This is a genomic window from Polaromonas vacuolata (assembly GCF_012584515.1).
GTDB lineage: Bacteria > Pseudomonadota > Gammaproteobacteria > Burkholderiales > Burkholderiaceae_C > Polaromonas > Polaromonas vacuolata.
In genome coordinates this window covers 3,224,410-3,237,710 of the sequence record NZ_CP051461.1, presented here as the reverse complement: position 1 = coordinate 3,237,710, position 13,301 = coordinate 3,224,410, and the positions used below count along the sequence as shown (strand labels likewise).

General features: G+C 54.0%; 12 protein-coding genes. 10 read left to right on the top strand and 2 right to left on the bottom strand.

Annotated elements, in window-relative coordinates; genetic code table 11:
• Positions 1-231: 231 nt before the first annotated feature.
• Positions 232-690 carry a (2Fe-2S)-binding protein gene (locus HC248_RS14735; protein WP_168923138.1) on the top strand — a complete coding sequence of 153 codons (459 nt, stop codon included), beginning with the start codon at positions 232-234 and terminating at the stop codon, positions 688-690.
• A gap of 74 nt (positions 691-764) precedes the next feature.
• Entirely contained in the window at positions 765-2,990 is a 2,226-nt protein-coding gene (locus HC248_RS14730) for a xanthine dehydrogenase family protein molybdopterin-binding subunit (RefSeq protein WP_420372025.1), read from the top strand.
• Between the two features lie 316 nt (positions 2,991-3,306).
• Here HC248_RS14730 and HC248_RS14725 read toward each other — a convergent pair whose 3' ends face one another.
• Together HC248_RS14725 and HC248_RS14720 are read right to left on the bottom strand one after the other, a co-directional pair.
• Complete coding sequence (locus HC248_RS14725; RefSeq protein ID WP_168923136.1) at positions 3,307-3,624, bottom strand: BrnA antitoxin family protein; 318 nt, start codon at positions 3,622-3,624, stop codon at positions 3,307-3,309.
• Complete coding sequence (locus tag HC248_RS14720; RefSeq protein ID WP_168923135.1) at positions 3,587-3,868, bottom strand: BrnT family toxin; 282 nt, start codon at positions 3,866-3,868, stop codon at positions 3,587-3,589. The genes HC248_RS14725 and HC248_RS14720 overlap by 38 nt, the downstream gene beginning before the upstream one ends.
• A gap of 40 nt (positions 3,869-3,908) precedes the next feature.
• Between HC248_RS14720 and chrA the strand changes: the two genes are divergently transcribed.
• From chrA to queC, 8 genes are all read left to right on the top strand, one after another.
• Positions 3,909-5,288: a chromate efflux transporter gene (chrA, locus tag HC248_RS14715; RefSeq protein ID WP_168923134.1), complete on the top strand. Its 1,380-nt coding sequence runs from the start codon at positions 3,909-3,911 to the stop codon at positions 5,286-5,288.
• Positions 5,289-5,452: 164 nt separating this feature from the next.
• Positions 5,453-6,451, top strand: a complete 999-nt coding sequence (locus HC248_RS14710; protein WP_168923133.1) for an acetamidase/formamidase family protein — start codon at positions 5,453-5,455, stop codon at positions 6,449-6,451.
• A 26-nt stretch (positions 6,452-6,477) separates the two neighbouring features.
• Positions 6,478-7,239 carry an SDR family NAD(P)-dependent oxidoreductase gene (locus tag HC248_RS14705; RefSeq protein WP_168923132.1) on the top strand — a complete coding sequence of 254 codons (762 nt, stop codon included), beginning with the start codon at positions 6,478-6,480 and terminating at the stop codon, positions 7,237-7,239.
• A gap of 689 nt (positions 7,240-7,928) precedes the next feature.
• The gene (locus HC248_RS14700) at positions 7,929-9,908 is read left to right on the top strand and encodes a methyl-accepting chemotaxis protein (RefSeq protein ID WP_238342646.1); all 1,980 of its coding nucleotides are present in this window, start codon (positions 7,929-7,931) and stop codon (positions 9,906-9,908) included.
• A 70-nt stretch (positions 9,909-9,978) separates the two neighbouring features.
• The gene (locus tag HC248_RS14695; RefSeq protein WP_168923131.1) at positions 9,979-10,917 is read left to right on the top strand and encodes a ketopantoate reductase family protein; all 939 of its coding nucleotides are present in this window, start codon (positions 9,979-9,981) and stop codon (positions 10,915-10,917) included.
• Positions 10,917-11,267, top strand: coding sequence for a nucleotide pyrophosphohydrolase (locus HC248_RS14690; protein ID WP_168923130.1), 351 nt, complete (start codon positions 10,917-10,919; stop codon positions 11,265-11,267). Before HC248_RS14695 ends, HC248_RS14690 begins: the two co-directional genes overlap by 1 nt.
• Positions 11,268-11,347: 80 nt before the next feature.
• A complete protein-coding gene (locus HC248_RS14685; protein ID WP_168923129.1) occupies positions 11,348-12,532 on the top strand; it encodes a fumarylacetoacetate hydrolase family protein in 1,185 nt (394 codons plus the stop codon).
• A 39-nt stretch (positions 12,533-12,571) separates the two neighbouring features.
• Positions 12,572-13,270, top strand: coding sequence for a 7-cyano-7-deazaguanine synthase QueC (queC, locus tag HC248_RS14680; protein ID WP_168923877.1), 699 nt, complete (start codon positions 12,572-12,574; stop codon positions 13,268-13,270).
• Positions 13,271-13,301 lie beyond the last annotated feature (31 nt).

Below are 13,301 nucleotides of genomic sequence, written 5' to 3'. Positions count from 1 at the left end.
AGGGCATTGAATGTGTCATAAAGCGTAAGCGTCGCTTTCGGCTTATGGTATATGTAATGTCTTTGCTTAGGCAGGCTTATTGACGCTTTTACTGGACTGGTTATTTAGTTTGTTATTCGCATTGGTATTGGCTTTGAGCTGTGCTCGCCAATGCCAGCTTCGCCGCTAGTTAGTCTTTATTGCGGCAAGCTTTTTCCACCATATCTTTTTTTATTCCTTTTTGGAGACCCCATGCAAACGCTCAATATCAACGGCAAAGACATTGCCGTTAACGCGCCCGACTCCACTCCCATACTCTGGGCTTTGCGCGATACGCTGGGCATGACGGGCACCAAGTTCGGCTGCGGCGTGGCGATGTGTGGCGCTTGCACCGTGCATTTGAATGGCGCGGCAATTCGCTCTTGCGTGACACCGATTTCTGCCGCCGTCGGCCAGAAAATCACCACCATTGAAGCCATGTCTCTAGACAGCGTCGGCAAAGCAGTCGAAGACGCTTGGGTTAAGCACGACGTGGCCCAATGCGGTTACTGCCAAAGCGGCCAGATCATGGGCGCGACTGCGCTGCTGAAATCAAATAAAACCCCAACCGATGCCGACATCGACAGCGCCATGGCCGGCAACATCTGCCGCTGCGGCACTTATGTGCGCATTCGCGCTGCTATTAAAGACGCTGCCAGCGCCATCGCTTAAAGGAAACCCCCATGTATAAAACACAAAACCTAAGCCCTGCCGAGCTGTTTAGCCAACTGCCAAAAGGCATACAAATGCTGGCATCTTCTGAGGGTGAAAGTAGCGTTATCAACCCGGCACTGGCGCGTCGCAGCTTTCTCAAAATGGCGACTGCTGGCGGTTTCGCATTGGGTGCGTTTCCTATGCTGGCGCAAGCCGCAACAGGTGCCGCAGCGGCCAGTGCTAGTGCGTCCAAGCTCAAGCCGATAGAGCAGCCCTCGGCCTTTGTCAGCATCGCCGCGGATGGCATGGTGACGGTGACTTTGAACCGGCTTGAGTTCGGCCAAGGCGTGCAAACCGGTCTGCCGATGATTCTGGCGGAAGAGCTGGACGCGGATTGGGGCAAAGTCAAAACCCAACACGGCAATGCCGACCCGGCTTATATCGATCCCAACTTTGGCATGCAAATTACTGGCGGCTCAAGCTCGATTAAAAACTCTTACACCCAGTACCGTGAACTCGGCGCGCGCGCCCGCGCCATGCTGGTCGCTGCTGCTGCGGCGCAGTGGGGCGTAGACGCATCTAGCCTGCGCACCGAGCAAGGTGTGGTGATTGGCCCGGGCGGTAAGCGTCTGACTTATGGCGCCTTGGCCGAAGCTGCGATGGCCATGCCAGTGCCGGAAAAAGTCACGCTCAAAGACCCTAAGCAATTTCGCTTAATAGGCCAACCCACGCTGCGCCTAGATGCACGCGCCAAATCCAGTGGCCAGCAAAGTTACGGCATTGACATGAATTTGCCCGGCATGCTGACCGCCGTGGTGGCGCACCCACCGGTGTTTGGCAGCAAGATTAAGTCGGTCGACGACAGCGCGGCCAAAGCCGTAGACGGCGTCAAAGCAGTGCTGCGCATTGCCTTAGACCGCGGCGGTGAAGGTGTTGCGGTGGTGGCGAATGCTTACTGGGCGGCAAAGTTAGGCCGCGACGCGCTCAAAATTCAATGGGATGATTCGGCGCGTGAAAAAGTTGATAGCGTTACCCAACTCGCTAGCTATCAAGCATTGGCGAAAAAAACCGGCGCAATTAAATACGCAGCCGATGTCAGTGCACTAGCCACAGCGCCGAAAAAAATCAGCGCCGAGTTTGTTTTTCCCTACCTTGCCCATACCCCAATGGAGCCACTCAGTTGCACAGTGGAATTAACCGGTCAAGGTGCAGACACCAAAGTGCAGCTGTGGGTGGGCAGCCAGATGCCGGGTCTAGACAGCATGGCAGCGGCTAAGGTGCTGGGTGTTAAACCCGCCAACGTGCGCATCCATGTGCAAATGGCTGGTGGCGGTTTTGGCCGACGCGGCGTGCCCGGCAGCGACTACGTTGTCGAAGCAGCCGGTGTCGCCAAGGCCGCGCGCGCAGCAGGTTTGACGGGTGCTGTGCGCACTTTGTGGAGCCGTGAAGACGATGTGCGCGGCGGCTATTACCGGCCCATGCATGTGCATCGCGCCGAGATTGGTTTTGACGCCGACGGCAAGATACTCGCTTGGGACCATGTCATCGTCGGCCAGTCCATCATGACCGGCACAGCGTTTGAAAAATTCATGGTTAAAGACGGCGTTGACGAGACCATGGTCGAAGGCATGAAGTTGCCCTACGACATTCCCATGCGCCTATCCGCCCACCATCCGGTAGAAAATGTGCCGGTGCTGTGGTGGCGCAGTGTCGGCTCCACCCACACGGCTTATGTGATGGAAACCCTAATCGACGAGATCGCGCGCCAGTCCAACCAAGACCCTGTGGCCTTTCGTATGCAGCAGTTCGCGGGCAAACATCCGCGCCATCAAACGGCTTTGCAAACCGCAGTTGATCGTTCTGGTTACGGCAAACGCAAACTCGCCGAAGGCCGTGCTTGGGGCGTAGCCGTGCATGAATCTTTTAACACTGTGGTGGCCTATGTAGTGGAAGCGTCGGTCACCGACGGCAAGCCAAAACTACACGCGATTACTGCTGGCGTGCATTGCAATTTGGCGATTAACCCCACCAGCATAGAAGCGCAGATTCAAGGCGCGGCCTTGATGGGCTTAGGCATGTGTTTGCCGGGTGCGGCGATCACGTTAAAAGACGGTGTGGTCGAGCAAAGCAACTTTACCAACTACACGGTAGCGCGCATCACTGACATGCCAAGCGTTGCGGTGCACATAGTGCCCAGCGCAGACGCACCTACCGGTTTAGGTGAGCCCGGCTTGCCGCCACTGGCGCCTGCGTTTGCCAATGCGATTGCCAGCTTGACCGGTAAACGTTTGCGTGAGTTGCCGTTTAAGTTGGCTTGATTCGAAAACCAGTCCTAAGACCAATGACCAATGACTAACGACTGCTTGCTACGGCAGTCGCATTTAATTTTGTTGGCATCAGGTTTTCGTACAAGTGGTTTTCGCACCAGTTTTTCTTGCACCACTGATTGAAGTTTATTGGGCTTTTTTTAAAGCCAATACGACGGCAATAGGTGGTGCAAGCGCATGAGAAATCAGGCCTTTATGGCGGCGTTAATACTGCGACTGCTCATTTAAAAATACTATGTTGATGCCCTTTCTAGGGTGGTATTAAATTCTGCGTAAATTCTGCGATGCAAAGCAGAGTCGAATGCTCTCAGGTATCGGTTGGCAAAGGGCTTGAGGTAAGCGGATGCTCAGACACGTATTGACTCAATACCTTATCCATGCGGTTTTGCCAGCCGTCACCGGTGGCGCGGAAGTAGGCCACTACTTCTTGGCTATAGGGTACCGACAACAATACCTTGGGGGCGTTTAGTTTTGGTCGACCGCCCTTGTTGACAGTCGCTCTGGCCAGCATTTCATCCGTTAAATCAGGCAGATCGTCGTACTCAGACGCATGCAATTGGTGAGTATCAACCCGCTCTAGATCAGACTTAAATGTGTGCGCTGATGCGTGCTTTTTCGCGTTCATTGGCTTTCCTCATGCTGAAAATATGGCGGTCCGTGCCACGCGGGGTGTAGCCGATCACGACCATGCGTTTGGCCAATAGGCCATAGCAAATGATGCGTGTCTGGCCCAAGTCTTTTCTAATATCTTGAACTCTCAAGGTGTTACCAGCAAAAATAAGAGCAGCGCCCGCAAAGTCGAGTCCGTGCCTTAAACACCCTCGCGCTTTAGCCTCACAATCAAAGCCATAACGATGCGCCTTGAGCACACGCCTTTTTAATCGGTGAATTCACTCACTTAAAAAAACCATGCAAAACCTTCCAAAGCAATCCGCTGCTGAACCCGCCAACACGGATGCGCAAAACGCAACTCAAGGCGTTAATTTTTGGCTGGCTTTTGCGTTTTGGCTCAAGCTTGGTTTCATCAGTTTTGGTGGCCCGGCCGGTCAGATATCGGTGATGCATCAAGAGCTGGTGGAGAACCGGCGTTGGATTTCTGAGCGGCGGTTTTTGCATGCGCTCAATTACTGCATGCTGCTGCCCGGCCCTGAGGCGCAGCAACTCGCCATCTACATTGGCTGGTTAATGCATCGCACCAAGGGCGCTATCGTCGCTGGTGTGTTGTTTGTCCTGCCGTCACTTTTCATTTTGATTGCGTTGTCTTGGCTCTACATTGCCTATGGTGAGATGCCGCTGGTGGCCGGACTTTTCTACGGTATCAAGCCAGCCGTCACCGCCATCGTGGTGCATGCGGCGCACCGCATAGGCACTAGGGCGTTGAAGAACAATTGGTTGTGGGCCATCGCTGGCGCATCTTTCGTAGCGATTTTTGCGTTCAAGCTACCCTTTCCGGCCATCGTGGCAGCAGCGGCCTTAATTGGTTTTGTCGGTGGCCGATTCGCACCAGAAAAATTTGCGACTGGTACTGACCATAAACAATCTAAGCAAGCACTCGGCAAGGCTGTGATTGATGACGACACGCCTACGCCAGAGCATGCAAAATTTCGCTGGAGTCGATTAGTAAAAATCTTAGCCGTGGGCGCGCTGCTCTGGTTGCTGCCTATGCTGGTGCTGATCGCCAGCTTTGGCTGGAGTCACACCTTCACGCAAATGAGTTGGTTTTTCACCAAAGCTGCGCTGCTTACTTTTGGTGGTGCTTACGCCGTTCTGCCTTATGTTTATCAAGGCGCAGTCGAGAGCTTTGGTTGGCTTAACCCGACCCAGATGATTGATGGTTTAGCCCTCGGCGAGACCACGCCCGGCCCGCTGATTATGGTGGTGGCTTTCGTTGGATTTATTGGCGCTTATTTGCAAGCCTTGTTGGGACCTGAGTCACGCTTTTTGGCTGGTGCGTTGGCCGCGTGTTTGGTGACATGGTTCACTTTTTTACCGTCGTTTCTGTTTATTTTGGCCGGTGGTCCGCTGATTGAATCCACGCATGGCGAGATTAAATTCACTGCGCCGCTGACCGCAATTACCGCCGCAGTCGTCGGTGTGATTTTAAATTTGGCGCTATTTTTTGCGTATCACGTACTTTGGCCAACTGGCTTTAGTGGACGCTTTGACGTGGCCTCTGCGCTGATTGCGCTGGCCGCTGCGGTGGCGCTGTTTCGCTACAAACGCAATGTGATTCATGTGATTGCAGTCAGTGCTTTGCTTGGACTGGTTTTAAAAATGTGGGTAGTTTGAGGCATTTTTTAATCCATGCAATGGCGTTTAAGGCGCGGTTTTTTTTAGCCGCTCTGTGCGTAATAAAAAATGTAATAGCGTGCAATAAATTGCCCAACTAAAGCTTGGTTTGCAACTGGCGGTCTTATAGTCATAAAAATACTTTTTTTAGTGGAGACCTCTCAATGACATGGCTTTCGAAATCTCTCATGCACACCCGCGGCGTTGCTCGCGGTGCAGTCGGCACTACTCACGAGTTGACGGAAGAACGCCAAGGCGTTTTTCACTACACCATAGGCCCTTACTCGCAGCCGGTGCTGCATATCAAACCGGGTGACCGCGTGATCGTCGATACCCGGGATGCGTTTGACGGAAAAATCCAGACCGAACAAGATTTACCCAGCGCCAAACTGCGCGTGCCGTTTCTCAATCCGCAAAACGGCCCCATCATGATTGAAGGCGCTGAAAAAGGCGATGTGGTGGCGGTGTATATCGAATCCATGCTGCCGCGCGGCGCTAATCCACGCGGCACTTGCTGTTTGATTCCTCGCTTCGGCGCGCTCACCGGCACAGACTTTACCGCCATGTTGAACGACCCCTTGCCCGAGATCACGCGCAAGATTGACCTCGACGAGCAAGGCGTTTACTGGAGCCGGCGCGTAACCCTGCCTTACCGCCCGCACATTGGCACACTGAGCTTATCGCCCGAAATTGACTCGATTAATTCCCTCACGCCAGACAGCCACGGCGGCAATATGGATGTGCCCGACATGGGGCCGGGCAGCATCACTTATTTGCCCGTGCGCTCGCCCGGTGCGCGGCTATTTATTGGCGATGCCCATGCTTGTCAGGGCGATGGCGAGGTCTGCGGCACAGCCGTCGAATACGCCAGTCGCACGACTATCCATGTTGACTTAATCAAAAGCTGGGCGATTGATTGGCCACGCTTAGAAACCGAAGATCAAATCATGGTGATAGGCAGCGCGCGGCCGCTCGAAGACGCCACCCGCATTGCTTACAGCGAATTGGTTTTGTGGATGGCCAAAGAGTATGGCTACGACAAGTGGGATGCATACATGATGCTCAGCCAGTGCGGCAAAGTCAGGCTCGGTAATTTTGTCGATCCCAAATATTCCGTGGCAGCAGGGGTGGAGAAAAAATACCTCGCACCCGAAGCCGAATAAATTTTTACCCAAACAGGACAACAGCAATGGATTTAAAACTCAAAGGCCTGCGGGCAATCGTTACCGGTGGCACCAAGGGCATAGGCCGAGCGATTGCGCAGACGCTAATCGACGAGGGCGCGCAACTGGCTTTTTGCGCCCGCAATGCCAGCGAGGTGGCGGCTGTCGCTGCCGAGTTTTCAAGCACTGGCGCCACGGTGTTGGGCTGCGCAGTAGACGTCGGCGACGAGGCTGCACTGGCCGCTTTTGTGGCCCAAGCTAGTACTGCCATGGGCGGCATAGACATAGTGGTCGCCAACGTCAGTGCGTTGGCGGTAGGCAACGACGAAGCGGGTTGGAAGAGTGGCTTTGATGTTGACATGATGGGCACGGTCCGCTTGGTGAATGCTGCCATGCCAAGTCTTGAGAAAAGCCAGCATGCGTCCATCATCACCATCTCTAGCGTCTCGGCGCGGGAGATTGATTTTGCCGCTGGCCCTTACGGCGCGTTCAAAGCGGCGGTGATTCACTACACCCAAGGTCTGGCGTTTCATTTAGCTGGTAAAAAAATACGCGCCAACACAGTCTCGCCGGGCAACACTTATTTTGCCGGTGGAATTTGGGACCAAATTGAGCAGGGCAACCCCGCTTTGTTCAAAGAAGCGCTAGCACTGAACCCGACGGGGCGCATGGCTTCGCCGCAGGAAGTGGCCAATGCCGTGGTGTTTTTGGCCAGCCCAGCGGCGAGCTTTATTACCGGCACCAACTTGCTGGTTGATGGTGCGCTGACGCGCGGCGTTCAGCTCTAAACATTATTTAGCTATTTCCCCATCTGCTTTTTTTTTCGGCGGAATGAGAGTCAAGAAGTCAAGATGTCGTGCGGGAGTGCGGCTCAGGCCGTATCCCTTTGGAAGGTTTTCTTGAAACATTAATTAGTGGCAAATTTGATCTGGGCAATGTCCCTAGGATTGAGCTTACTTCCGATTTGCTGGACCAGATAGCGGCGCTACAAACTTTGTTTTGCAGCGCCGTGCAGGACAAGGAAAGCTGAATGTTTTCCAGATCAAAGATAAACATCTGGCGTTCGAAAACTCTGTCAAAGCCGCGCACCTCAAGGGCATTAAAAAATTCCATTGCACTTGCTGCGGGCATGGAATTAGATTGAAGCGCTGCAGGGCCGAGATACTGGCGCTGCCTGTGATCACGAGGCCGGGCTAGCGAAACACCGCGACGCACTGGGTAAGCGCAAATAATTCTGCCAAGGCCAAATCAACTTTGGCGCAAGTTTGCATAAAGCCTTATGTGAACGTAAAAAAATTATTTTTTTATTAAAGTTTTTCAAACAACTGCCGTTATTAATGTTGTTAACTATCTTTACAACTAATGACAATTATTCGGTAGGTCTTACTCACACCGTATTGGCATAGCGCCTGCCGCGTTCCCTGCCTTTTTGAGTTCTGCTGCCCGAGTCAGGTCCCACTCCAGTAGGTTCAATTCCATGAAGACTTTGATGCATTCCACGCCCACTCACAATGGCCAAGCGGCAGCGCCGCCTTTTGTCTCGCTGGCGCGCAGTATGACGGCCGTTGGTATAGCGGTGATTGTGGCGGTGACTTTGATGCTATTAGGTTTGTTTTATGCGCTGGCCTCGGTTCAGCAGCAGCGCAGTGCGCAAGAGTACGCCAACGCCAAGTCTGAAGGTATCGCCCAGTCCTTAGATGTGTTTGACAGCACTATGCAGGTCTCTGCTATTAATGCGTTTGAGATATTCAGGCGAAAATTTGAAGCGACCTTGTCTTATGCTAACGAGGGGCAGACGGATTTGATCAATTTCTCCCAACCTGTGAGCACCAGCCTCACAGAAGTTGACAGTTTTACGCGCGACTTTCCGGGTGGTAACGCCACCGTCTTTATCGCGCAGGGCGAAGACTTTAGGCGCATCACAACTTCAGTGAAAAAAGAAAACGGTGATCGCGCCGTAGGCACTTTGTTAGACCGAAAAAGTGCCGCTTATCTGCCGCTGCGCGCGGGTAAACGATATATCGGGCGTTCTTTCTTGTTTGGTCGGACCTTTATCACGATTTACGATCCGATTTTGAACGCAGCCGGTCAAATGGTCGGCGTGCTTTATGTGGGGTTGGATATTTCAAAGCAGCAGGCAGCCTTTGGTGAGATTGCAAAACAAACTCAAATTTTTAAAACTGGCGGTATTTACATAGTCAACCCGGGCGCAACGCCGGCTGACGCAAAATTAGTTTTTCACCCCACAGCATCGGGTAAAAAGTTATCAGAGGTCTTGCCCAGTCAGTCAGACGAATGGCTAGCGCGTATGACGGGTCCAGAAATGAAGTGGCTTGATAACGCACCTTTGGTGTTCGATCTAGCGCAAACGGGGACGCACTATGCATCGGTTGCCAAAAGTCGTGAGACTGGCTGGTTAGTCGTGGCCGAGGTTTCTGCTTCAGAGGTATTGGCCGACATGTACCGCCAGATAGCTTTGTTGGCCGGCTTTATGGCCGTGGCTGCCGTGCTTTTGGGCGTCGCTTTGTTCTTCTTTATTCGCCGTACTGTGCGCCCGCTGAGTTTGCTCAGCCAACAGGTGCAAGCAATCGGCGAGGGCGATTTGTCGCAGCCCATGCAGACTTCGCGGCGTGACGAACTCGGCGTCATTACGCGTGCGGTGGAGTCCATGCGCGAAGGCCTGGTCTCATTGGTGGGCGGTGTGCGCCTGGGAACCGACACCATGGCCACTGCTTCGGGTGAGATTGCGGCTGGTAATCAAGACCTGTCCTCACGCACTGAGCAACAGGCCAGCTCGCTAGAAGAAACCGCGGCGGCGATGGAGCAGCTCACCATTACGGTTAAGCAAAATTCTGATAATGCTAAGCAGGCCAATCAGTTGGCGATTTCTGCTTCCGGCGTGGCCGTGCGCGGCGGCGATGTCGTGTCTTTGGTGGTCGGCACCATGGGCGCTATCAATGCGTCTTCGCGCAAAATTGTTGACATTATTGGTGTGATCGACGGCATTGCTTTTCAGACCAATATCCTTGCGCTGAATGCCGCCGTGGAAGCTGCGCGTGCGGGCGAGCAAGGTCGTGGTTTTGCCGTTGTCGCTGCCGAGGTGCGTTCTCTAGCGCAACGCTCGGCCGCAGCGGCCAAGGAAATTAAAACCCTGATTGGCGACTCTGTCGATAAAGTGGGGGAAGGCAGCAAGCAAGTGCAAGACGCGGGTAACACCATGAATGAGATCGTCACCAGCGTCAAACGCGTGACTGACATCATGGCTGAGATCGCCGCCGCCAGCCAAGAGCAAGAGCAGGGTATTGGTCAGATCAATCAGGCGATTACGCAGATGGATCAGGTCACTCAGCAAAATGCGGCATTGGTTGAAGAAGCTGCTGCTGCGGCCCAGTCGCTGCAAGAGCAAGCTGGCCAGCTGTCGCAAATGGTCAGTGTGTTTCGGCTGCCGCGTAATTAAACCGATATCGACTAACGATTAACAGGTGTTTGGGCAGGCCTATGATGAAGGTCATTTAGGAGCTGCCCATATGACCTCTTTGTCACTCAATACCGTTGTCGTTGGCAGCGGTGCAGTCGGCAGTTTTTTTGGTGCCATGCTGGCCCGCGCCGGCCACAGCGTCACCTTAATCGCAAGGCCTGCCCATGTGCAGGCGATTCAAGAAAAAGGTCTGCAACTGCATATGGCCGGGCGTGTCGAGCGGGTAGAGATTGCTGCCAGCGCTTCGCTTGAAGCGGTACGCGGTGCGGATTTGGTTTTGTTTTGCGTGAAATCCACCGATACCGCATCCGTCGCGCAGCAGATCGCACCTTGGCTTGAGTCCCATGCGCTGGTGCTGAGCTTGCAAAACGGGGTTGAAAATGCTGGTGAGATTTCCCGCCAGATTAGTCAAAGCGTTATTCCCGCTGTGGTTTATGTGGCCACTGCCATGTCAGCGCCTGGCCAGGTCGAGCATTTGGGCCGGGGCGAGTTGGTGATAGGCGCGTTAGACGCTAGTTGCGCGCCCACGCTGCAGCCGCAACTCCAACGCATAGTGGCGCTGTTTGCCAGCGCGCAAATACCAGTTCAGATTTCACCCGATGTGATGGGCGAGCTGTGGCGCAAGCTGCTGCTGAACTGCACCTTCAATGCCATTTCTGCGATCACACAATTGCCCTACGGCAAAGTTTTCCAGTTAGCGTCTACCCATGACTTGCAACTAGCTTTGGTGCACGAAGTGTTGGCGGTTGCCAAGGCCGATGGTCAGCGTTTGGAGTTAGCCGAGTCGTTGTTGGGTGTCGCGAAAATTTTTCAAACCATGCCGGCACAGTTCTCATCGACCGCGCAAGACTTGGCCCGCGGCAAGCGCACGGAGATAGACCACTTGAACGGTTTTATTGCGCGCCGCGGCGCTGCACTTGGCATCGCAACACCGGCGAATCAGGCTTTGTATGCGTTGGTCAAACTGCTCGAATCGGGACTCAAATAATGGCGCAAGAAACCGTACGAGAGTGCTTTAAAGAGCCGGCACAAGATATCACGCAATTGGTGCAAGCGCTGCGCGTTTTTGCCGCTGAACGCGACTGGGCGCCATACCATTCCCCGAAAAATTTAGCCGCTGCATTGAGTGTTGAAGCGGCTGAATTATTGGAGCATTTTCAGTGGCTGACCGAAGCGCAAAGCCGAAGTTTAGCGCCGGTTAAAAAAGCTGAAGTAGCGGCTGAAGCGGCGGATGTTTTTTTGTATCTGCTGCAACTTTGCGATCAGTTGGATATTGACTTGATTCAGGCAGCGCGTTTGAAGATGGTGGTCAACGCTGTTAAGTATCCAGCGCCTTGAATTGAGTTGGCGTTGCCGCGTTAGTATGAGTTTGCAACTTTTTCACACATCGCATCCACACACCACATCCCTCCATGCCCATGCAAAAATCTTTGACTCCGTCCGCTGCGCTTCCTCTTGATGCTAAAGCCGCCTTGCTAGTCGGACGAGTTTGGCTGCAAGGTACTGGCCCGGTGCTGGTGTTGGTCACGCCTGACGACGTGCTGGATTTATCCGCGCTTGCAGCCACTTGCAGCGAACTACTTGAATTAGCCAATCCAGCGCAAAGCGTGCGCGCCGCCATGGCACAACTGCCGCGCTTAGCTGCAACCGCAGAGGTGCTGAGCAATTCTGCTTTTGACGCACGCAAGCCGGACTTGCCGTGGTTGCTCGCGCCGTGTGATTTGCAGGCCATCAAAGCGGCAGGCGTGACTTTTGTCGCCTCCATGCTTGAGCGTGTGATTGAAGAGCAGGCACGCGGCGACGCCAGCAAAGCCGAGTCTGTTCGTGCCGCAGTCGTTGCAGTAATTGGCGAGAACCTCGCCAGCATTAAGCCCGGCTCCGCCGAGGCTGAGCGACTCAAAGCCGTGTTGATCGCACAAGGTGTGTGGTCGCAATACCTAGAAGTCGGCATTGGCCCAGACGCAGAAATCTTCACTAAAAGCCAGCCGCTCAGTTCTATGGGCACGGGCGCTGAAGTCGGCATACATCCGCACAGTCACTGGAATAACCCTGAGCCCGAAGTCGTACTAGCGGTTAATTCACGCGGACAGGTCGTCGGCGCAGCGCTGGGCAATGACGTGAACTTGCGCGATTTTGAAGGCCGTAGCGCGCTGCTGCTGGGTAAGGCCAAAGACAACAATGCGTCTTGCTCGATAGGCCCTTTTATCCGTTTGTTCGATGCTGATTTCAGCCTAGACCATGTGCGCCAATGTGAGCTAAGCATGACGGTCACCGGCCCCGAAGCCAAGCCCTTTGTGCTGCAGGGCGGCAGCTCGCTAGCCCACATCAGCCGTGACCCTTTGGATTTGGTCAACCAAGCAATCGGCGAGAATCATCAGTATCCTGATGGCTTTATGCTGTTTTTAGGCACTATGTTTGCGCCTACCCAAGACCGTCACGGCCCGGGCCAAGGCTTTACCCACGTGGTCGGCGACATCGTTACTGTCTCCACGCCGCAGCTAGGCTTGCTGGTCAACCGGGTCACGACTTGCGACAGCGCGCAGCCTTGGACTTTTGGCATCAGCGCGCTAATGCGCAACTTGGCGCAGCGCGGTCTGCTTTAACTTTTTTCTTCTTTTCTCTTTTCTTTTTTTTCTATGGCCATTCACAACTCAGCGCTGGTTTTATTTTCGGGTGGCCAAGACTCCACCACTTGTCTGGCGCAAGCCTTGTCCAAATACGACAGGGTTGAGACGGTGGCGTTTGACTACGGGCAGCGCCACATCGTCGAGCTAGAGGCGCGCCTAAACGTGCTCCGCGAAATCAAACTTTGCTTTCCGCAATGGGCGCATAAATTAGGCCAAGACCATGAGCTGGACTTGGCGGTGCTAGGCCAAGTCAGCGAGAGTTCGCTGACCCGCGACATGGCTTTCAAAATGGAAAGCTCGGGTCTGCCCAACACCTTTGTGCCGGGCCGCAATTTGCTGTTTCTCACACTGGCTGCAGCGCTGGCTTATCGGCGTGATTTGCAGGTGTTAATTACCGGTGTTTGCGAGACTGATTTTTCCGGTTACCCAGACTGCCGGGACGACACCATTAAAGCCATGCAGTTGGCGCTGTCCTTGGGCATGGACAAACGTTTTTTGATAGACACGCCCTTGATGTGGATAGACAAGGCCGACACCTGGCGTATGGCGCATACCTTGGGCGGCCAAGCGCTGGTCGAGTTAATCGTCGAGCACACCCACACCTGCTATATGGGCGACAGAACGCAGCGTCACGCTTGGGGTTATGGCTGCGGTGTTTGCCCGGCCTGCGAGTTGCGTGCGCGTGGCTTTGAGCGCTATTCGCAGCAGGCTTGAAATGGCTGTTTAAAGACCATATTTTTCAATT